The 20,239-nt window shown below is 68.6% G+C and carries 16 protein-coding genes; 9 read left to right on the top strand and 7 right to left on the bottom strand.

Going from position 1 to position 20,239, the window contains the following annotated elements:
- Positions 1 to 53: 53 nt before the first annotated feature.
- Positions 54 to 899 carry a hypothetical protein gene (locus tag ASG69_RS23300; protein ID WP_200933862.1) on the bottom strand — a complete coding sequence of 282 codons (846 nt, stop codon included), beginning with the start codon at positions 897 to 899 and terminating at the stop codon, positions 54 to 56.
- A 118-nt stretch (positions 900 to 1,017) separates the two neighbouring features.
- On the opposite strand from ASG69_RS23300, the gene ASG69_RS20035 reads away from it, so the two are divergent.
- On the top strand, positions 1,018 to 2,424 hold the full coding sequence (locus tag ASG69_RS20035) for an amino acid permease (RefSeq protein WP_056443640.1): 1,407 nt from the start codon (positions 1,018 to 1,020) through the stop codon (positions 2,422 to 2,424).
- Positions 2,425 to 2,442: 18 nt separating this feature from the next.
- On the opposite strand, the gene ASG69_RS20030 is transcribed toward ASG69_RS20035, so the two are convergent.
- Positions 2,443 to 4,026 carry an HNH endonuclease signature motif containing protein gene (locus ASG69_RS20030; protein WP_156380595.1) on the bottom strand — a complete coding sequence of 528 codons (1,584 nt, stop codon included), beginning with the start codon at positions 4,024 to 4,026 and terminating at the stop codon, positions 2,443 to 2,445.
- Positions 4,027 to 4,058: 32 nt separating this feature from the next.
- Positions 4,059 to 4,361 (bottom strand): hypothetical protein, encoded by a 303-nt coding sequence (locus ASG69_RS23380; protein ID WP_442971105.1) that lies wholly within the window; start codon positions 4,359 to 4,361, stop codon positions 4,059 to 4,061.
- Here ASG69_RS23380 and ASG69_RS20025 point away from each other — a divergent pair.
- From ASG69_RS20025 to ASG69_RS20015, 3 genes are all read left to right on the top strand, one after another.
- On the top strand, positions 4,350 to 5,945 hold the full coding sequence (locus tag ASG69_RS20025; protein WP_037186303.1) for an MFS transporter: 1,596 nt from the start codon (positions 4,350 to 4,352) through the stop codon (positions 5,943 to 5,945). The two genes, ASG69_RS23380 and ASG69_RS20025, sit on opposite strands and share 12 nt — an antisense overlap.
- Positions 5,946 to 6,010: 65 nt before the next feature.
- Positions 6,011 to 7,783: an EAL domain-containing protein gene (locus tag ASG69_RS20020; protein ID WP_056695869.1), complete on the top strand. Its 1,773-nt coding sequence runs from the start codon at positions 6,011 to 6,013 to the stop codon at positions 7,781 to 7,783.
- A 22-nt stretch (positions 7,784 to 7,805) separates the two neighbouring features.
- A complete protein-coding gene (locus tag ASG69_RS20015) occupies positions 7,806 to 8,969 on the top strand; it encodes a GTP-binding protein (RefSeq protein ID WP_056443630.1) in 1,164 nt (387 codons plus the stop codon).
- A gap of 10 nt (positions 8,970 to 8,979) precedes the next feature.
- Here ASG69_RS20015 and clpB read toward each other — a convergent pair whose 3' ends face one another.
- On the bottom strand, positions 8,980 to 11,526 hold the full coding sequence (gene clpB / locus ASG69_RS20010; RefSeq protein WP_027506431.1) for an ATP-dependent chaperone ClpB: 2,547 nt from the start codon (positions 11,524 to 11,526) through the stop codon (positions 8,980 to 8,982).
- A gap of 206 nt (positions 11,527 to 11,732) precedes the next feature.
- Here clpB and ASG69_RS20005 point away from each other — a divergent pair, with 206 nt between their 5' ends.
- Entirely contained in the window at positions 11,733 to 12,896 is a 1,164-nt protein-coding gene (locus tag ASG69_RS20005) for a globin domain-containing protein (protein ID WP_027506432.1), read from the top strand.
- Here the strand turns inward: ASG69_RS20005 and ASG69_RS20000 are convergent.
- Together ASG69_RS20000 and ASG69_RS19995 are read right to left on the bottom strand one after the other, a co-directional pair.
- Complete coding sequence (locus tag ASG69_RS20000) at positions 12,890 to 13,147, bottom strand: DUF2277 domain-containing protein (protein WP_027506433.1); 258 nt, start codon at positions 13,145 to 13,147, stop codon at positions 12,890 to 12,892. The genes ASG69_RS20005 and ASG69_RS20000 overlap by 7 nt on opposite strands.
- 130 nt (positions 13,148 to 13,277) lie before the next feature.
- Entirely contained in the window at positions 13,278 to 13,571 is a 294-nt protein-coding gene (locus ASG69_RS19995) for a WhiB family transcriptional regulator (RefSeq protein ID WP_027506434.1), read from the bottom strand.
- A 232-nt stretch (positions 13,572 to 13,803) separates the two neighbouring features.
- On the opposite strand from ASG69_RS19995, the gene otsB reads away from it, so the two are divergent.
- Positions 13,804 to 16,356 (top strand): trehalose-phosphatase, encoded by a 2,553-nt coding sequence (gene otsB, locus ASG69_RS19990; protein WP_056443625.1) that lies wholly within the window; start codon positions 13,804 to 13,806, stop codon positions 16,354 to 16,356.
- Here the strand turns inward: otsB and ASG69_RS19985 are convergent.
- The gene (locus ASG69_RS19985; protein WP_056444302.1) at positions 16,353 to 17,441 is read right to left on the bottom strand and encodes a LacI family DNA-binding transcriptional regulator; all 1,089 of its coding nucleotides are present in this window, start codon (positions 17,439 to 17,441) and stop codon (positions 16,353 to 16,355) included. The two genes, otsB and ASG69_RS19985, sit on opposite strands and share 4 nt — an antisense overlap.
- A gap of 183 nt (positions 17,442 to 17,624) precedes the next feature.
- On the opposite strand from ASG69_RS19985, the gene ASG69_RS19980 reads away from it, so the two are divergent.
- From ASG69_RS19980 to ASG69_RS19970, 3 genes are read left to right on the top strand one after another with little or no spacing between them, the layout of a single operon-like run.
- Positions 17,625 to 18,539, top strand: a complete 915-nt coding sequence (locus ASG69_RS19980) for a metal ABC transporter solute-binding protein, Zn/Mn family (protein WP_056444299.1) — start codon at positions 17,625 to 17,627, stop codon at positions 18,537 to 18,539.
- 13 nt (positions 18,540 to 18,552) lie between these two features.
- Entirely contained in the window at positions 18,553 to 19,362 is an 810-nt protein-coding gene (locus ASG69_RS19975) for a metal ABC transporter ATP-binding protein (protein WP_056071708.1), read from the top strand.
- A gap of 5 nt (positions 19,363 to 19,367) precedes the next feature.
- A complete protein-coding gene (locus tag ASG69_RS19970; protein ID WP_056443620.1) occupies positions 19,368 to 20,237 on the top strand; it encodes a metal ABC transporter permease in 870 nt (289 codons plus the stop codon).
- Positions 20,238 to 20,239: the final 2 nt, after the last annotated feature.

Genomic DNA, 20,239 nt, shown 5'->3' with positions numbered 1-20,239 from the left:
CGTGTGCGGGGGAGGGTGTCTCTCGTTCGGTGGTGTCGGTCGACGCCCCGGCGTCAGTTGAAGCCGATACCTGCGCTGACGATGACCTCGGCGGTGATGGACCCGCCGGCCAGCGGGGTGCCCTGCACCACGATCGAGGTGCCAGGCGCGAGGTCCGCCACCGTGGCGGCGCCGAGCGCGAGGATCTGCGTGTTCGCGTTCGTCACCACGGTGACGGTGGACCCGCCGATCCCGTCCATGACGATGGTGGTGCCGTCGTTCGAGATGATCGTGCCCACGGAGGCCCCCTGAGACCCCAGCGCCTCCCCCACTCCCCCGGGAATCTGCTCCAGACCCGGCAGCGAGCCGAGCGGCGGGACACTCGTCGACGGCGGCGCCGTGGTCGTGGGCGGGGCGGAGCGCGGCGTGATGGCCGGCGCCGCGGTGCGCGAGGACGACGTCGAGTCGTACAGCAGATAGGCCCCGGTGCCGATGAGTGCGATCACGACGAGCGCCGCCACGACGATGAGTGCGGTCTTCGGACCGCGCGGGGGCTTGCTGTCGCCGTTCTCGAGGAAGGGCGCCTCGCCGTACTGGTTCTGCTGGTACGGGGGCTGCTGGTACTGGGGCTGCTGGTACGGGGGATAGCCCTGCGTCGGGTAGCCCTGCTGCTGCGGATGACCCTGCTGTGTCGGGTAGCCCTGAGTCGGATACTGCTGCTGCTGGGGGTAGCCCTGCTCGTACGGCGGTTGCTGGGCGTACCAGTCGCCTGCCGGGAGCGCCTCGGTCGGGTTGTAGCCGGACTGCCCGTAGGCCTGGCCCGGATCCGACGTGTGACCGGGAGTGCCGAGGTACTCCGTCGGCTGATCGCGGTCGCGAGCCGAGTCGTCGTTGTCGCGCGGTCCGGTCGGCGTCGTCATGACCTCAGGATAGTCCCCGAAAAGACCGGGCAAATCGGACGAGATGTGCCGTGCGCCGGGCACCGAACCGACCGTTGTGATCGACTCGGAAGGTTCGCATCTCACGAGGAGAACTGACATGTCGATCGACAACAAGGACGCGGACCCAGTCAGCGCGACCGGACAACCCGGCGCTCTGGGAACCAGTCTGAAACCACGTCACATCACCATGATCTCGATCGCCGGTGTCATCGGCGCCGGACTGTTCGTCGGATCCGCGACCGCGATCAACCTGGCCGGCCCCGCCGTGCTGTTGTCGTATCTGTTCGCCGGCATCCTCGTCGTCCTGGTGATGCGCATGCTCGGGGAGATGGCGACCGCCAACCCCGACACCGGATCGTTCTCCACGTATGCGACCCGCGCGCTCGGCCACTGGGCCGGGTTCTCCGTCGGGTGGCTCTACTGGTGGTTCTGGGTGCTGGTCATCCCGGTCGAGGCCACGGCCGGTGCGCTGATCATGTCGTCGTGGATCGGCGGTGACCAGTGGATCTGGGCGCTCGCCATCACGCTGATCCTCACCGTCACCAACCTGCTGAGCGTGGGCAACTACGGCGAGTTCGAGTTCTGGTTCGCGCTCATCAAGGTGGTCGCGATCATCGGGTTCATCGCGCTCGGCGTGCTCGCGATCCTGGGTCTGCTGCCGGGCAGCGACGTCAGCGGGGTGTCGCACCTGTGGTCGGACGGCGGGTTCATGCCCTTCGGTTTCGGTGCGGTCATCGCCGCCATGCTCACGACGATGTTCTCGTTCATGGGCACCGAGATCGTCACCATCGCCGCCGCGGAGTCGCCCGATCCGAAGAAGGGCATCACCCGCGCAGTCAACTCGGTGATCTGGCGCATCATGATCTTCTACCTCGGCTCGATCTTCATCGTCGTCGCCCTGGTGCCGGCCGCGGAGCTCGACGCCGAGACCGGCTCGTACCAGTTCGTGTTGGGGCAGATGAACATTCCGCACGCGGATCGCATCATGGACGTCGTCATCCTCACCGCCGTCGCCTCGTGCCTGAATTCCGCGCTGTACACGGCGAGCCGCATGTTGTTCTCGCTGTCCGAGCGTGGCGACGCCCCCGCGGCGGTACGCAAGGTGTCGAGCCGCGGCGTGCCCTACGTCGCCGTACTGGCCTCCACCGCACTCGGATTCGTGGCCGTCGTAGGCAACTACGCGCTGCCGGAGAAACTGTTCGGGTACCTGCTCGCGACCACCGGGGCCGTGGCTCTCTTCGTGTACCTCGCCATCGCGGCCAGCCAGTTGGTGTTGCGGCGCACGCTCGACCGGGAGGGTCGCCGACCTCCGGTGCGCATGTGGCTGTATCCATGGCTGACGTATCTGGCAATCGGCTTCATCGTCGTCGTCCTCGTGATGATGGTGATCATGCCGGAGCAGCGGACGGCCATCGGCTTCTCCGCGGTGCTGGCAGCGGTCACCGTGGTGGCCGGTGTGCTCCGTCAGCGACGAGTGACCGCCGCCGAAGGCGCGCGCGTCTGACAGCCCCGCCACCGCCGTTCAGAACGGTGGCGGGTCGTCGATCGCTGCGGCTTCTCGAGCTCGGCGGTTGCGTGCCCGTTCGGCGCGTCGCCGCGCATGAACGGCCGCAAGGCGAGTGCGTCGTCTCGTCGGTGGCGACTCGGTCCCGGGCGGCGGGTGCACCACCGGGTCGTCGAAGGTGACGTCGGCCAGTTCCGGGTGGAGGTCGTATCCGTTGTGAGCCGGACCGGGAACGGTGCGGCCCTCCGGGGTGGTGACGGTCGAGAGGACTCTGCCGGGTAGCTCCGGATCGGGGTACTGATCGTCGAGGAAATCGGTGAACGTCTTCAGAGTGTGGTGAAAGCGGCACTTGCCGTTGAGATTCACCGCCGTGGTCTGTCCACCGGCGGCCGGGTCGTCGTGGTCGTACTCGGTGACGTGGTCGAGGTCCGCCGTCACCGCCGGGTTGTTGCATCCGGGCCACGTGCAGTACTGGTCGCGGGCACGGACGAACGTCTCGAGTGCCGCGCTGGGCCGGTACGGGTCGGCCGGCTGATGGGCTGCGGGCGTCGCGTCCATCCGTCGACGCACGGCATCGGAACGGTTCGCCAGATCCCGCAGGTGGTCGGGCGAGATGACACCGTGACCGTGAAGGAAGCCGGAGCGGCCGGAGGTGTCCGACACCGGAGTCGCTGCATCGGGGCCTCCAGTGTCGGGGGCTCCAGTGTCGGGGGCTGCACTTTCCGGGCTCGATGCAGCTGCGGTGGCCGCATCCAGGGTGGCCGCGTCACCCACCACGTGCACGACGACGGTGGTCGCGCTGATCGAGTCGGGGTCGGTCTCCGTGTGTGTGCACGTGAGATCGCCGCACTGACAACCGAATCCGGTGCCGGTGACGAGCGCGAACAGCGCGTCGGACGCGCGAGCGTTGCGGCTGCGCGGATCGCGTGCGCAGACGTTTGCAGCAAGAGCCTCGACACGGGTTGCGACGAGCAGCGCGTCCTCGGCCGCCAGGGTGGCACCGACGGCCGCCATGCCGTCGGGAGCGTTCTCGACCCAGAAGGAGCGATTCTCCTTGGCCTTGATGCGCCTCTCGCGCACCGCATCAGGATCATGACGATGAACGACGCAGTCGACCATGTCCCGAAGCCGGGTGTCGGACCACGAACGGCGACGCCGAAGGGCGGCAGCGATCTCGGCGTCGACCTCGTCGGCGTAGTCGCGGCCGTCGACCAGATCGGTACGAGTGACGATGGTGTGCAGGTGTTTCGGCGCGAGCAGCCCGTCCCGCAGACACTCTGCGACACGCGGCAGGCGATCGCGCAACACGAGGGCGCGAAAGAGAATGCCGTCGGCGGCACCCTGACTGACGGACAGCACGGTGGCGATGCGGGCGGCGCACTGCGTCGCCGCGTCCAGGCGTCGGCGGTCCGAGGCCTCGACCGGCGCGACGATCAGGGCGTGGAGGTGCGCGGCCGCCCGGTAGCGAGTCCACTCCAGGAAGCCGAGGCCGGCGGTCGCGTGAACGACGGTGTCCAGAGCCTCCTCGATCGACGCATCGGTCAGCGCCACCGGAAGGCCCATGGCCTCCGGATCCTGCTGCGCCCACCCCGACTCGAACATGTGTGCGAAGATAACAGGAGCCACCGACACTGTCAGGAATGTCGACGAGCGAGGTCTGCCGCGAGTTCCGCGACGCGTGTCCGCGCCTCGTGCGGCTCCACCACCTCGAGGTGATCGGCGAACTGCAGCAGTTGCCGTACCCCCTCGATGGTCGAGTATCTGATCGACATCTGCGTCCAGCCGCACCACGAATGTCCGGGTCGCCCCCGTCGACTGACCCGAGCGTGACGGCCACCACACTCGATTGACCGTGACGCAGCGACACAGTTACCTTCTGTCCACCTTCTATGCGCTACCGCATAGAACCGACGGAGCGGGGTTCCATGGCACTGCATCAGGCACCACCCACCACCTCGCTGTCAGGGCGAGGCCGCGCGCTGGCGCTCCTCGTCATCTGCGCGGCCGAGTTGCTGGTAGTCCTCGACAACACCATCGTCAACGTCGCGCTGCCGTCCATCGGCGTCGAGCTCCAGACCTCGATGTCCGGCCTGCAGTGGGTGGTCGATGCCTACACACTGACGTTCGCCGGCTTCCTGTTGGCGCTCGGGCACTTCGGCGATCGGTACGGACGCCGCCGCGTCATGATCATCGGCCTGCTCGGGGTGGCGGCGCTGTCTGTGGTGGGGGCGCTGTCGAGTGACCTCGGCCAGGTCATCGCGGCACGCGCCGTCATGGGCGTCTTCGCGGCGGCAGTGTTCCCGGCGACGCTGGCCATGATCATCACCATCTTCACCGACCCCCGTGAGAAGGCACTGGCCATCGCCGCCTGGACGGCCATGGCCGGCTTCGCCATCGCGATCGGTCCGACCGCGGGTGGCTATCTGCTGGAACACTTCTCGTGGCACTCGGTCTTCTGGATCAACGTGCCCGTGGCACTCGTCGTGGCCCTCGCCGCTCGGGTTCTGGTCCCGGAGTCGCGCGCCGAGCACGTCGGCCGCTTCGACGTCGTCGGACTCGTGTCCTCACTGGTGGCGATCACGGCACTGGTGTGGACGATCATCGAGGCCCCGCATCGCGGATGGCTGTCGGCCACCTCCCTCGCCGGCTACGCGCTCTCCGCCGTGGCGATCGCCGGCTTCCTTGCGTGGGAGAAGCGCACGGCCGCTCCGGTTCTCGATCTGACTCTGTTCGCGAACCGTCGCTTCTCGCTCCCGGCCCTGTCGATCGCCGTCGGCTACTTCTCCATGTTCGGCTTCCTGTTCATGATCACCCAGTACTTCCAGGGCGTCCGTGAGTACTCACCGCTCGAGTTCGGCCTGCACTCACTGCCGTTCGCGGTGGCCGTGGGCGTGGGCGCACCGATCGCCACGCTGATCGCTCAGCGCTTCGGTGCCACCGCCGTCATCGTGCTGGGACTGCTCATCGTCAGTACGGGGATGGCCATAGCCGGCCAGACCACCGTGGACACGCCCTATGTCGGCCCGGTATTGCTGTCGATGGTCCTCATGGGACTGGGACTGGCCGTCGTCCAGGGACCCGCGACCGACTCCATCATGTCCGCAGTCGACCTGGACGGCGCCGGCGCCGGGTCGGCGGTCAACGACACGACACGCGAGATCGGCGGCACACTCGGTGTGGCGGTACTGGGTTCGATCGTCGCCTCGGTCTACTCCGCGCGGGTCACCCCCTTGGTCGATGCGGTGCCCTCGTCGCTGATGACGGACGGCGAGAAGGGTTTCGCGTCCGAAACCGTCATCGCGGTGATCGAGATGGCGAAGCGTCCCACGCCGTCGCTGTTCGAACAGCAGAAGGCGGAACTGATTCTGGCGATGAAGTCCGCAAGCCTCGAGGGATTCCAGTTCGCCTCGTACGTCACGGTGTCCGCCTGCCTGGCGTGCGCCGTGGCCGTCGCGATCTGCATGCCGTGGAAGCCCGCCGCCGACTCGGTTCTGGCCGCAGCACGAACTCGCCGCCGGTAGTCTGACGTCGGAGTGTGCTGATTCCCAGCGCACTCCGGCGCCGCAGACCGTCGAAACGAGTCGTCGTGAGATCACAGCGGATCAGTCCTGATCCGGTTCTGTCGTTTCTCGCGTTGACGCCGAGACCAGCAGAACGATCTCGCGCCGTCATCGCGGGCATCACGGTGCTCGTCGGCGTCGCCGGCCTGCTGCTCCTGCCCTCCGACGCCCTCCGACCGGGCGGCGCGGTGTGGATACTTCTGTTCTCCGCCACGACCGTTCCCGTCGCGGTCGCCTGGTTCACGACCACGCGTCCGAGGCACTTCGAGACCGCCTACGTCGTCTACGCCGACGTGGGCGTGCTCACCGTCGTGACGATGTACGACTCCGCGTTCCTGTCGATGCCGGCATGCGCCGTACTGGTGCTGGTCTCCCTGTTCGCAGCGGCGTTCACCGACACCCTCACCCTCACATTGCATGTCGCCTTCTCTTGCGGCCTGCTCGTCGTGCTCGCCGCCGTCTCGGTCGAGCAGGGCACGGAGATCTGGCTCGTGCTGTCACGCACGCTCGCGCTGATGAGCATGTTCGCCACGCCCTTCGTCATCCGCATGTACGTCTCCTACCTCCGCCGACAGGTCGAGGCCTCGCAACGCGATCCACTCACGGGGTTGCTGACGCGACGCGGGCTCTACAACCGGGTGACGTCGCAATCGCAGTCCGTGCAGAGTCGCCGCACCGCTCTCGGCGTCTTCGTCGAGATCGCCGACTTCGCGGACGTCGAGCAGCGTTTCGGCCGCGGCTCGGGCCGGGAGGTGCTCGAGGAGATCGCCGAGCGGCTCACCACCGAGGCTCCGGCGGACGCCGTCGCGGCACGGTTGAGCACCTCGCAGTTCCTGTGTGTACTTCTCGTCGGTCCGGACGGTTCCGCCGATCGCGCGATGCGAGATCTGGCCACCGGACTCGAGAGCACCCCTCTGCGCAGCGCACCGGTCACGGTTCTGACGGGCTCGGTGGCGGAGACCGTCGACCCGCATGCCGACGTGGGCACCACCCTGCACCACCTGATGACGCGCGCGGAGGCGACGATGCAGCGTCGCCACGCCAGTCGGGCGTCCGCGTCGGCGGACCTCCGCGACCGCATCGCGGCGCTCATCGCGTCGGGCGGCCCGAGCATCGTCTTCCAGCCCGTCTGCACCACCGACACGGGAGCCGTCGTCGGCTACGAGGCATTGTCGCGATTCCCCGACGGGTACGGCTCACCGCAGACGTGGTTCACCGACGCGTCGACCGTCGGCCTGCGCGTGGACCTCGAACTCAGTGCCATCCACGCGGCGATCACCGCGTCCAGCGTGCTGCCATCGGGCGCCTTCGTGGCGGTCAACACCTCGGCGGACACCATCCTGTCCAGCGATCTCGCCGCGGACCTGATCGGGCGCGGTGACAGGGGCAGGCGCTGGATCGTGGAGGTGACCGAACACGACCGCATCGACGACTACGACGGGATGGGCGTCGCCGTCGAGATGTTGCGCTCGGCGGGCGTCCTCATCTCGGTGGACGACGTGGGAACCGGCTACTCGGGCCTGCGCCAACTGGTGGAACTGCGTCCCGGCGTGGTCAAACTCGACGCCTCGATCGTGCGCGGCATCGACACCGACCCCATGCGTCGTGCCGCCGCCGTCAGCATCGTCACGTTCTCTCGGGAGATCGGTGCCGTCTGCATCTTCGAGGGCGTGGAGACCGCCGAGGAACTCGCCACGGCGCGCGAGGTGGGAGCGGATCTGGTGCAGGGATACCTGCTCGGCCGCCCCGCACCCGCCTCGGAACTGCTCGTGAGGGACACCCCCCACCCGACTTCTTGATGACAATGATTATCATTACGGCATGGCACCTCTGCTCCCCGTCACCGTCCTGTCCGGCTTCCTCGGCGCCGGCAAGACCACCATCCTGGAACACGTGCTCGCGAACCGGCAGGGTCTCAGGGTCGCGGTCATCGTGAACGACATGAGCGAGATCAACATCGACGCGAGGCTCATCGACGGGTCGGTCACCGGGTCGACCACGCTGGTCCGCACCGAGGAGCGGCTGGTCGAACTCACCAACGGCTGCATCTGCTGCACGCTTCGCGACGACCTCATCGAGACCGTGGGCACGCTGGCATCGGCAGGCGACATCGACTACCTGCTGATCGAATCGACAGGTGTCTCCGAGCCCATGCCCGTCGCGGCGTCGTTCGACTGGGTCTTCGACGGTGCCGACCGCGACTCCCCCGTCAGCCTCGGCACCCTGGCCCGCCTGGACACGATGGTGACGGTCGTGGACGCCTCCACCTTCCTCACGGAGATCTCCCGCGGCGACACACTCGACGACCGTGAGCTCGATGTCGCCGAGGGTGACGAGCGATCCATCTCGGACCTCCTCGTGGACCAGGTGGAGTTCGCCGACATCGTGCTGATCAGCAAGACGGACCTCGTCTCCGACGCTCTCGCCGGAGCCACCGACGCCGCCGTGCGACGGCTCAATCCCCGCGCCGAGGTCGTGCGCACGATCAACGGGGTCATCGACCCCGCCCGAATCCTCGATACCGGTCTCTACGACCCCGAGGCCGCGCTACTCGCCCCGGGCTGGGACGACGAGCTCACCGGCACCCACGTGCCGGAGAGCGAGGAGTTCGGCATCTCGAGCTTCGTCTACACCGCCGACCGGCCGTTCCACCCCACGCGCCTGAACCGAACACTCGACCGGTTGCACGATGTGTTGCGAAGCAAAGGTTTCTGCTGGATCGCGTCGCGACCGGACCGGGCGGCGGTGTGGTCGCAAGCGGGCCCGAACCTCACCATCGACGGTGCGCAACCGTGGTCGGAGATCGACGTTCCGGCCGGCCAGGAGATCGTTGTCATCGGAGTACGACTACGCCCGGACATGGTTCGTGACCTTCTCGACACCGCACTGCTGACAGACGCGGAGGTGACAGCGGGTCCGGACGCCTGGAGGGGCTATCCGGACCCGTTGCCCGAGTGGACGATCGATGTTCACGTGCACGGTTGACGCGTCGATCTCAGCTCAGCTCGAGCGTCGCGCCGTCCTCCGACGTGTCCACCGTGACCGTGTCACCGTCGACGACCTTGCCCGCCAGCAGCAGCTTGGCCAACTGATCGCCGATGGCCTGCTGGATGAGGCGACGCAGCGGCCGGGCGCCGTACTGCGGGTCGTAACCCCGTACGGCCAACCAGAACCGGGCCGACGGCGTGACGTCCAGCGTGAGTCGACGAGCCGACAGGCGGCGCTGCAGTTGCAGCAGCTGGATGTCGACGATGGACTGCAATTGCTCCTCGCTCAGGGCGTCGAAGACGACCACGTCGTCGAGCCGGTTCACGAACTCCGGCTTGAATGCGCTACGCACCGCCGCCATCACATGGTCCCTGTCGCCACCCGCACCGAGATTCGAGGTGAGGATCAGGATCGTGTTGCGGAAGTCCACCGTTCGGCCCTGACCGTCTGTCAGACGGCCCTCGTCGAGCACGGCGAGCAGGATGTCGAACACGTCCGGGTGCGCCTTCTCGACCTCGTCGAACAGCACCACTGTGTACGGCCGACGACGCACGGCCTCGGTCAGCTGACCACCGGCCTCGTACCCGACGTATCCGGGCGGGGCACCGACCAGTCGAGCCACCGAGTGCTTCTCGCTGTACTCGCTCATGTCGATGCGGATCATGGCACGCTCGTCGTCGAACAGGAAGTCCGCCAACGACTTCGCGAGCTCTGTCTTGCCGACGCCCGTCGGTCCGAGGAACAGGAACGACCCGGTGGGCCGGTTCGGATCGGACACCCCGGCACGAGCGCGGCGCACCGCGTCGGACACGGCCTGGACCGCGTCGTCCTGACCGACGACACGCCTGCCCAGCTCGTCCTCCATGCGGAGGAGCTTCGCCGTCTCACCCTCGAGCATCCGGCCCGCGGGGATACCGGTCCACGCCGCGACCACGTCCGCGACGTCGTCCGGACCGACCTCCTCCTTCAACATCACGTCACCCTGGGGAACGGTGGCCGCGGTCTTCTCCGCGAGCTCCTTCTCCAGCGACGGGATGCGTCCGTAGCGCAGCTCCGCGGCCTTGCCCAGATCACCGTCGCGCTCGGCCCGCTCGGACTCGCCGCGCAGCGCTTCGAGCTGCTCCTTGAGGTCGCGCACCGAATCGATGGCGTTCTTCTCGTTCTGCCAGCGCGTGCTCAGTTCGGCCAGCTTCTCCTTGCTGTCCGCCAGCTCACCGCGCAGCTTCTCGAGACGGGTCTTCGACGCGTCGTCGGTCTCCTTGGCCAGCGCCATCTCCTCGATCTCGAGTCGGCGCACGACACGCTCGATCTCGTCGATCTCGACCGGACGCGAGTCGATCTCCATGCGGAGGCGGGACGCGGCCTCGTCGACGAGGTCGATGGCCTTGTCCGGCAGGAACCGTGAGGTGATGTAGCGATCCGACAGTGTGGCGGCGGCGACCAGGGCGGAGTCGGTGATGCGCACACCGTGGTGCACCTCGTACCGCTCCTTGAGGCCGCGCAGGATGCCGACCGCGTCGTCCACGGACGGCTCACCGACCAACACCTGCTGGAACCGGCGCTCGAGTGCGGCGTCCTTCTCGATGTACTTGCGGTACTCGTCGAGCGTCGTGGCGCCCACCAACCGCAGCTCACCACGCGCGAGCATCGGCTTGATCATGTTGCCCGCGTCCATGGCGGACTCGCCCGTCGCGCCCGCACCGACGATGGTGTGCAGCTCGTCGATGAACGTGATGACCTGGCCGGCCGAGTTCTTGATGTCGTCGAGCACGGCCTTGAGCCGCTCCTCGAACTCACCGCGGTACTTGGCGCCCGCGACCATCGATCCCAGGTCGAGCGACACGACGGTCTTGCCGCGCAGGCTCTCCGGGACGTCGCCGGCGACGATGCGCTGCGCGAGGCCCTCGACGATCGCGGTCTTGCCGACGCCGGGCTCACCGATGAGCACCGGGTTGTTCTTGGTACGGCGCGAGAGCACCTGCACCACACGACGGATCTCGGTGTCGCGACCGATGACCGGATCGAGCTTGCCGCTGCGTGCGGCCTCGGTGAGGTCGGTCGAGTACTTCTCCAGAGCCTGGTACGTCGCCTCCGGGTCCGGGCTCGTGACGCGGGCACTGCCACGCACGGTGGTGAACGCCTCGCGCAGCGCCGCCGGTGTCGCCCCGTTCCTCTGGAGCAGCGTCGCGACATCGGAATCGCCCGTCGAGAGTCCGACCACCAGGTGCTCGGTCGAGACGTACTCGTCGTCGAGTTCGGTGGCCAGCTGTTGAGCGGCGGTGATCGCGCCCAGCGCGTCACGTCCGAGCTGCGGCTGGGTGGTGGAGCCGGTGGCCGACGGCATACGGTCCACCAGAGTCTGCGCCTGCGAGCGGATCGCGCTCGGGTCGACGCCGACAGCCTTCAGCAACGGCGCGGCGATGCCGTCCGTCTGGTCGAGCAGTGCGACGAGCAGGTGAGCCGGCCGGATGTCCGGGTTGCCCGCTGCGGATGCCGACTGCAGTGCAGCGGTCAACGCTGCCTGGGTCTTCGTGGTGGGAGTGAACGAGTCCACCGGTCACCTTCCTTCGGGTCGAACGGGTGTATCGACGAGAACAACCTTAGTCGACTTGAGTCTATTCCGCTCAAGTTTGTTGACGCCGCATCACGCAGGAGGGCGCCGCCCAGCGCGCTGGCCGTGACCGGACACGACCACTACTCTCGGACACACCACTCGCGCACGAACCCGTCACCCGCCACGACCATCGAAGGTGCCCATTGCTGGACCCGCAGGCCCTGGCGCGAGTGCGCGCCGGAGTTGCCTCCGCGCTGTCCGACGACGGCGCGGACACCGTGGCCGGCGCCTTCTACGCTCGGCTGTTCGCCGAGTACCCCGATTTCCGCGGCTTCTTCCCCGCCGCCATGGATCAGCAGCGGCACCGCCTCCTGCGCGCCGTCGACCACGTCGTCCGGCACCTCGACGACCGCGACTTCCTGCCCTTCCTGCATCAACTCGGGCGTGACCACCGCAAGCACGGCCTGACCGGCGCGCACTTTCTCGCCGCCCAGAACGCGCTGGTCGACGCGTTCCGCACCACGGCGGACCCGGACGTCTGGACAGACGAGACCGACGCGGCGTGGCGCCGCGTGGTGTCGATGATCTGCAACTCGATGGCCGTCGGGGCCGACACCGAGGACCTGCCGCCGTACTGGGGAGCGACGGTGGTCGAGCACCATCGCGTGCTCGACGACCTCGCGATCGTGCGCCTGCAGACGGACGCCGACATTCCCTTCGCCGCCGGCCAGTACCTCAGCGTGCAGATCCCGCAGCGTCCACGGATGTGGCGGTACCTCTCCCCCGCGATCGCACCCAACGACTACCGCGGCATCGAGTTCCACGTCCGGCGGGTGTCGGCCGGCTGGGTGAGTCCGGCCATCGTCTCGGAGACCACGGTGGGCGACCGCTGGCTGCTCGGGCCGCCGCTGGGCGGACTCAGTGTGGACACGTCGCCTGGCAGCGAGGACGTGCTCATGATCGCGGGTGGCACCGGCATCGCCCCCCTGCGTGCGCAGCTGATGGACATGGCGATGCGGAGCCGTAATCCGCGGGTGCATCTGTTCGTGGGCGGCGAGTATCCGAGCGACCTCTACGACCTGGACACGCTGTGGAACCTGGCACGCACCAACCCGTGGCTCACCATCGTGCCGGTCGTGGAGCAGCCCGAGGAGCCGTGGTGGCGGCCCGGTCCGGCACGCGAGTTCCCGCCGGGCATGAACCACACCATGGTGGGCAAGCTCGGGCAGGTGGTCACGCGGTTCGGATCGTGGGCCGATCGGCAGATCCAGGTGTGTGGATCACCGTCGATGGTGCGCACCACCCTGTACGCACTGCGCAAGGTGGGGACGCCGATGCAGAACGTCCAGCACGATCCCCTGGGTCAGTGAGGGTGCGCGTGCGCCAGGCGGCGTAGCGGCGGCACCGTCTGCGGCGGCTGCTTGCGGGGCGGGAGCACGCTCAGCAACCGGGTGGTCGACGCGGTGACCTCGGCCACGGCGGTCTCGAAGGCGTCCCGGTTCGCGTCCGACAGTGTGCGGAGTCCGCTGACCTTGCGCACGTACTGACGCGCGGCCGCCTCGATCTCCTCGTCCGTCGCCGCAGGCTCGAGGCCGCGCAGTTCGGTGATGTTTCGGCACATGCGAATCACGGTAGACCGGGCGCCGTCCGAGGGGAACACCCGAAGAGCTTTACGCTGTACAGGCACCGCGTCGGATAATGTCCACCAATTCAAGCTTCGTGCAGTTTTCGATCACCGTGAATTCATCTGTTCAACCGATTGCGCGCTGATCGGAAAGCGCATTTCCCAGCATCCGCTCGGGCGCCGACAAACCACCCCAGACGCCGTACGGCTCACCGGCGGCCACCGCGTAATCACGGCACCGCATCAGCACGGGGCACTGCTCGCAGACCCGTTTGGCCTGCTCCTCGCGAGCGGTTCTCTTATGTCCCCGTTCACCTTCCGGATGGAAGAAGACGGCAGAATCCATACCGCGGCACAATCCGTTCAACTGCCACTCCCACGTCGTGGCAATCGGCTCGGGTAACTGGACGGGCTTCGACATGACGCTCCTCGTTGTTCGCCTCGTATGCGACGTCACGCTCTCAGTATTACATTACGAACAATCGTCCAAAAAGTTAATGCGAATAGTCGTGACACACGATTTCCAGTCATCGCGAGTCACAGACACCCTCGCGGCCGCTCCTCGGACCTCTCTCCCCGATGAGGCGAGCAGGGCCCCCGTCGCCTAGGTTTGACCGAGTGAGAAGCCCCGGTCACCGTCCAGGTCGTGCGCTGTGAGCGCTGTGGACCTCCCCCTCGACCTTCGCCGCGCCCTCGTCGGCGTCGCGCGGGTGCCGAGACTGCTGGTCGCCTCCGACTACGACGGCACCATGGCGCCGTTCGTCTCCGACCCGCAGAAGGCGTTTCCGCTGCCCGAATCGGTCCGCGCACTCCGCGCTCTCGCCGGTCTCGACGGCACCCAGGCTGCTGTGATCTCGGGGCGCGCGCTGCGTGACCTGGCGATCCTCTCCCGCCTGCCCGTCGAGGTACAGCTCGTGGGCAGCCACGGGTCCGAGTTCGACGCCGGCTTCGTCACCGAGCTCGGCGGCGAGGCGACGGCACTGCTCGAGCGCGTGGTCGCCGAGCTCCGCACGGTCGCGTCCCGCGGCGCGAACATCAGCGTCGAGACCAAGCCCGCCAGCGCCGCACTGCACGTGCGCAACGCCGACCCCGAGGCCGGACAGCGCGCCCTCGACGAGGTCCGTGCGGGCGCAGCCACCTGGGACGGCGTGCAGGTCACCGAGGGCAAGTCCGTGATCGAGCTCGCCGTCATCGCGACCGACAAGGGCCAGGCCCTCGACATCCTGCGGCACCAGGGCGGCGCCTCCGCCGCCGTCTTCTTCGGCGACGACGTCACCGACGAGAAGGCGTTCCGACGGCTGCACGGGCCGGACATCGGCGTCAAGGTCGGCGACGGTGAGTCGCTCGCCGGCTACCGCGTCGACACCCTCGAGCAGGTGGCCGCGGCGCTCGCGTTCCTGTTGGAGGAGCGCCGCACCTGGCTCTCCGGTGCGGACGCCCCCCGCATCGAGCGTCTCACCATGATGGCGAGCCCACGCTCGGTGGCACTCCTGACGCCCGAGGCCGGCCTCACGTGGCTGTGTCACCCCGAACCCGACTCCGCCGCCGTCTTCGCACACCTGCTCGGCGGCGACGAGGCGGGCCACTTCACCGTCGGCCCGCTGCGTCCGTCCCTCCCGCTGAGCCAGCAGTACATCGACAGCACCATGACGGTGCAGACCCGCTGGGCCAGCCTGCAGGTCGACGACTACCTCGCGCACGACGTGCCGAGCGATCGCACCGACTTCACCCGCGTGATCACCGGCAAGGCGAAGGCCGTGGTCACGTTCGCGCCGCGCCCCGAGTTCGGGCAGGCACGCGTCCGGCTCGAGGCCGAGGACGACGGCCTCCGCGTGTTCGGCACCAACGACCCGATGGTGCTGCGCGCGCCGGGCATCACCTGGACCGTCACCAGCGAGCACGGCCAGGAGACCGCGCGGGCGGAGATCGATCCGTCCACCGGTCCCGTGATCCTCGAATTGCGCTGCGGGACTTCGGATCTGGGCCCGTCCGAGGTGCCCGAAGCCGAGCGTCGCGCCGAGGCCGAGTCCTACTGGCACGACTGGGCGGCCGGGTTGACCCTCCCCCAGCTCAAGCCCGATCTGATGAAGCGGTCCGCGCTCACCCTGCGCGGCCTGGTGCACGCCGACTCCGGGTCGATCATGGCCGCGGCCACGACGTCGCTGCCCGAGGAGATCGGCGGTGTCCGCAACTGGGACTACCGCTACTGCTGGCTGCGCGACGCGGCCCTGACGGCGTCCGCGCTGGTGTCCCTGGGCTCGCTGTCCGAGGCGGAGAACTACCTGCACTGGGTGCACGACGTGCTCGAGACCGTCCCCGGACCGGAACGCCTGCACCCGCTCTACACGCTGTGGGGGCAGTCGCTGCCTCCCGAGGCCGTCATCGACGCCCTGCCCGGGTACGCGGGGTCCCGCCCCGTGCGGGTGGGCAACGCGGCCAACCAGCAGGTGCAGCTCGACGTCTTCGGACCCATCGTCGATCTCATCGCGACACTGGCCCGCGCCCGCACCGCGTGCGGCGTCACCGCGAACGCCGAGGTGCTCACCGATCAGGACTGGGACCTGGTGTGCGCCATGGTCGACGCCGTCGAGCGACGCTGGTCCGAGCCGGACAACGGCATCTGGGAGATCCGCGGCAACCCGCGCCACCACGTCTACTCCAAGGTGATGTGCTGGCTCACCGTCGATCGCGCCATCACCCTGGCCGAGGCGTACGGCCGCGAGGCGCAGCTCGGCTGGAGCACGTTGCGTGACGTCATCCGTCGTCAGGTGCTCGACAAGGGCTGGAGCGACGAGGCGCAGTCCTTCACGGCCGCGTACGGCGGAACCGATCTCGATGCGGCCACCCTGCACATCGGCCTGTCCGGTCTCATCGATCCGAGCGACCCGCGCTTCGCGGCGACGGTCACCGCGACCGAGGCCGAGTTGCGCAGCGGCGCCACGGTGTACCGCTACCACCACGACGACGGCCTCCCCGGTGGCGAGGGCGGGTTCCACCTGTGCGCGGCCTGGCTCGTCGAGGCGTATCTTCTGATCGGGCAGCGACTTCCGGCCGAAGCGCTCTTCACCCAGCTCGTCGCCGCGGCAGGCCCGACGGGCCTGCTGAGCGAGGAGTACGACCCCGTGGCCGAGCGCTCGCTGGGCAACCACCCGCAGGCCTACAGCCACCTCGGCCTGCTGCGCTGCGCCCAGCTGCTGGCCCGCTAGCCGGTCCGCACCGGGCCGAGCGTCACCCCGGCGAGCAGATGCGTCGGGAGGTGCTCGGTCCGGTCCACCCCGGAATGGCTGACGCCCAGCACGATCTCACCGACGAGCCGACCCTTCTCGAGGACCGGCTGCTGGACCGACGTCAGGCCGATGCGGCGCGCCTCGTCGACCCCGTCGAAACCGGTGACCGACATCTGTTCGGGTACCGAGACGCCCTGCGCGGCACAGTGATCGAGCGCACCCAGAGCCAGCACGTCGGACGTGCACACCAGCGCGGTGGTGTCCGGCGCCGCCCGGAGCGCCTCGGCGGCCGCCGACCGTCCGGCCTCCCGCGTGTGGTCGAAGCGCTCGACGATCACGATGTCGGGATCGACGCCGGCCGCGATCATCGCGTCGCGGATGCCGGCGAGACGCTCGCGCTGGACATGGAAGGTGATGCCGCTCCGGCGTTCCGGATCGACGAGTCCGTCGTGCCGGTCGCGGCGCAGCCGCATGCAGACCACGCTGATGCGAGTGTGGCCCCTCGCGAGCACCTCCTCGGCCATCCGTCGCATCGCCACCCTGTCGTCGATTCCGACGAGCGAGGTGTCCTCCGCGTCCCGAGGCTGGTCGCACACGACCGTCGGCAGATGACGGTCACGGACCGCCGTCAGGTGCGGATCGTCGTCGGACACCGAGTAGACGACGAATGCGTCGACCCCCGCCTGCTGCACGACGGCCGCGGCGTCCTCCGGCGTCGAGGCGGGCCCCGCGGGAATGAGCAGCAGACCGCGTCCGGCCCGCTCGCACGACTCGGCGAGGCCGGTGAGGAACTGCACGGCGGCGGGATCGGAGAACGAGTAGCTGAGCGCCTCGGTGAGGACGAGCCCCACCGCACCGGCGCGCCGGGTGCGCAGCGAGCGGGCGACCGGGTCGGGCCCCGGATAACCGCGGGCCCTGGCCGCGTCGAGCACACGTTCCCGCATCTCGGGTGAGAGCTGGTCCGGGCGGTTGTAGGCGTTGGACACGGTGGTGCGCGAGACGTTCAGTTCGGCGGCCAGCGACGCGAGCGTGGCCATCCGTCGCGGTTCCGTCGACCTCGCCATGAAGAGACGGTATCCGGTCGGGGTCGCGCACGTCGGCTCCGGCACGGTTTCGCCGTCGGGGTGGTGGGGCGGTAAGGTCACGACAACGGTTTCCATTAACGATAACGTTCGACCGACCCAGGAGCACCCCTCGTGTACGCACCCGCCCGAATTCCCCTCCGCACGCTCGTCACCGCCCTGGGTATGACCGCCCTGACGGCGACCGCCCTGGTGGGATGCAGCTCCGACGACACCGCGACGGCCGAGTCCGGTCGGCCCACCGTCGTCGCGTCGACGAACGTGTGGGGCTCGGTCGCCGAGGCCGTCGTCGGAGACCGAGCGGACGTCACGGCGATCATCTCGGATCCGTCCGCGGATCCGCACTCCTACGAGGCCAGCCCCGGCGACGCCGCGGCACTGTCCGAGGCCTCGCTCGTCGTGTACAACGGCGGCGGCTACGACGAGTTCGTCGACGACGTGCTCGGCTCCGCGGGCGACGTGCCCTCCGTCGACGCGTACTCGCTGCTCGAGGGGCACGCGGACGACGCCGACCACGCCGACGAGGCGGGTGCCCACGACCATTCGGGCGAGACCAACGAGCACGTCTGGTACGACCCGGAGATCGCGGCGGCCACCGCCGAGGCGATCGCCACCGAACTCGGTAAGGTCGACCCCGACAACGCGGCCTACTACACCGAGAACGCCGAGGCGTTCCACGACGACATCCACGAGATCACCGACATCACGGATCGCATCGCCCAGCAGAAGCCTGGCGCACCCGTCGCTCAGACGGAGCCGATCGCGCACTACCTGCTGGAAGGAGCCGGGGTGGACGACAAGACCCCCGAGGACTTCGAGGACGCGATCGAGGAGGGCAACGATCCCTCGCCCGCCGCCGTCGCCGCGACGCGTGACCTGTTCACCGGCAAGGGCGTCGACGTACTGGTCTACAACATTCAGACGGAGGACGCCGTGACCGAGGACGTGCGCCGCATCGCCGAGGAGAACGGCATCCGCGTCGTCGAGGTCACCGAGACCCTGCCCGCAGGGCAGGACTACGTCTCGTGGCAGCGCACCGCTGCGCAGGACCTCGCGGACGCGCTGGGTGTCACCTCGTGACGCGAGTTCGGCGATGACGTCCGTCCAACTGACCGGGGCGACGCTCGCGTACGGCGAGCGTGTCCTGTGGTCCGATCTCGACCTGACCGTCGCACCGGGAGAATTCGTCGCCGTCCTCGGCCCCAACGGGTCGGGAAAGACGTCCCTGCTGAAGGTGCTTCTCGGGCAGACGTCCCTCACCTCCGGAACCGCCAGCATCGCCGGCGGACGCTCGTCCATCGGGTACATCCCCCAGCAGAAGGCGATCGACGAGGGAGTGCCGCTGCGCGGCCGCGACTTCGTCGGACTCGGGTGGGACGGTCACCGCTGGGGCATCGGGTTCCGCGGGCGTCACGCGCGTCGCGACGCCGTCGACGCCGCCATCGCCTCGGTGGGCGCACAGGCTTTCGCCGATGCGCCCCTGGGACAGATGAGCGGTGGAGAACAGCAACGTCTGCGCGTCGCACAGGCCCTGGTCGGCGACCCGGACGTGCTGCTCTGCGACGAGCCGCTCCTGAGCCTCGACCTGGCCAACCAGCAGGTCGTCGCGCACCTGATCGATCAACGCCGACGCTCGCACAGCACGTCCGTCGTCTTCGTGACGCACGAGATCAATCCGATCCTGCCGATCGTCGACCGCATCGTCTACCTCGTCGACGGCAAGTTCCGCATCGGCACCACCGAGGACGTCATGACGTCCGAGGTGCTCTCGGAGCTGTACGACACCGACGTCGAGGTGCTGCGCGTGCGCGGCCGACTCGTCGTGGTCGGAACCGGCGACGCCATGGACGCTCTCGGTGCCGCGGGCGGCGACTGCGCACACCATCTCGACAACGAAATCTGAGGCCAGTGGACAAGGTCATCGACGCACTGAGCAAAGCTCTCGACTTCGGCACCACCGCCGACCTCCTCGGCTACGACTTCGTGCAGCAAGCACTGATCGCCGCCGCCATCCTCGGTGTCCTGGCGGGCGCACTGGGTCCGCTGATCGTCAGCCGTCAGTGGTCCTTCGCCGTGCACGGCTCGTCCGAGCTGTCCCTCACCGGCGCCTCGGCAGCCCTGCTCGTCGGCCTCGCGGTCGGCGTCGGCGCCATCCTGGGATCCGTCATCGCCGCCGTGCTGTTCGCGCTGCTCGGACGCAGAGCCCGTGAGCGCGACTCCGTCATCGGCGTCATCATGAGCTTCGGACTCGGCCTGTCGGTGCTGTTCCTGTGGGCCTACCCCGGTCGCACCGGCACCAGTTTCTCGTTGCTCGTCGGCCAGATCGTCGGTGTCGGCAGCACCGGCCTGACCCTGCTTCTCGCCGTCGCCCTCGTCGTCATCGTGGTGCTGTTCGTGGTCTACCGGCCGCTGCTGTTCGCCAGCACCGACCCCGAGGGCGCCGAGGCACGTGGTGTCCCGATGCGGCTGCTGTCCATCGTCTTCGCCGTTCTCGTCGGCGTCGCCTGCGCGCTGGGAGTGCAGATCGTCGGCGCCCTCCTCGTGCTCTCGCTCCTGATCACCCCCGCCGCCGCGGCGTCGCGGGTGACGGCCAACCCGGTCACCGCCACCTGGCTGTCGATCCTGTTCGCCGAGACCGCCGCGGTGGGCGGCATCCTGCTCTCCCTCGCGCCGGGCGTCCCCGTGTCGACGTTCGTCACTACCATCTCGTTCGTGATCTACCTGGTCTGCCGGGCGGTGGGCCGCCGCACCCCGGCGCGCGCCGTCGTCCACGCCTGACC

It is taken from the genome of Rhodococcus sp. Leaf225 (assembly GCF_001426145.1).
GTDB lineage: Bacteria > Actinomycetota > Actinomycetes > Mycobacteriales > Mycobacteriaceae > Rhodococcoides.
This window is presented reverse-complemented; position numbering and strand designations above follow the sequence as displayed.

Bases quoted from the DNA above. Each gene is read 5' to 3' on its own strand.
- ASG69_RS23300 (WP_200933862.1), bottom strand. From the start codon at position 899: ATGACGACGCCGACCGGACCGCGCGACAACGACGACTCGGCTCGCGAC.
- ASG69_RS20035 (WP_056443640.1), top strand. From the start codon at position 1,018: ATGTCGATCGACAACAAGGACGCGGACCCAGTCAGCGCGACCGGACAA.
- ASG69_RS20030 (WP_156380595.1), bottom strand. From the start codon at position 4,026: ATGTTCGAGTCGGGGTGGGCGCAGCAGGATCCGGAGGCCATGGGCCTT.
- ASG69_RS20025 (WP_037186303.1), top strand. From the start codon at position 4,350: ATGGCACTGCATCAGGCACCACCCACCACCTCGCTGTCAGGGCGAGGC.
- ASG69_RS23380 (WP_442971105.1), bottom strand. From the start codon at position 4,361: ATGCAGTGCCATGGAACCCCGCTCCGTCGGTTCTATGCGGTAGCGCAT.
- ASG69_RS20015 (WP_056443630.1), top strand. From the start codon at position 7,806: ATGGCACCTCTGCTCCCCGTCACCGTCCTGTCCGGCTTCCTCGGCGCC.
- ASG69_RS20000 (WP_027506433.1), bottom strand. From the start codon at position 13,147: ATGTGCCGAAACATCACCGAACTGCGCGGCCTCGAGCCTGCGGCGACG.
- ASG69_RS19995 (WP_027506434.1), bottom strand. From the start codon at position 13,571: ATGTCGAAGCCCGTCCAGTTACCCGAGCCGATTGCCACGACGTGGGAG.
- ASG69_RS19985 (WP_056444302.1), bottom strand. From the start codon at position 17,441: ATGGCGAGGTCGACGGAACCGCGACGGATGGCCACGCTCGCGTCGCTG.
- ASG69_RS19980 (WP_056444299.1), top strand. From the start codon at position 17,625: ATGACCGCCCTGACGGCGACCGCCCTGGTGGGATGCAGCTCCGACGAC.
- ASG69_RS19975 (WP_056071708.1), top strand. From the start codon at position 18,553: ATGACGTCCGTCCAACTGACCGGGGCGACGCTCGCGTACGGCGAGCGT.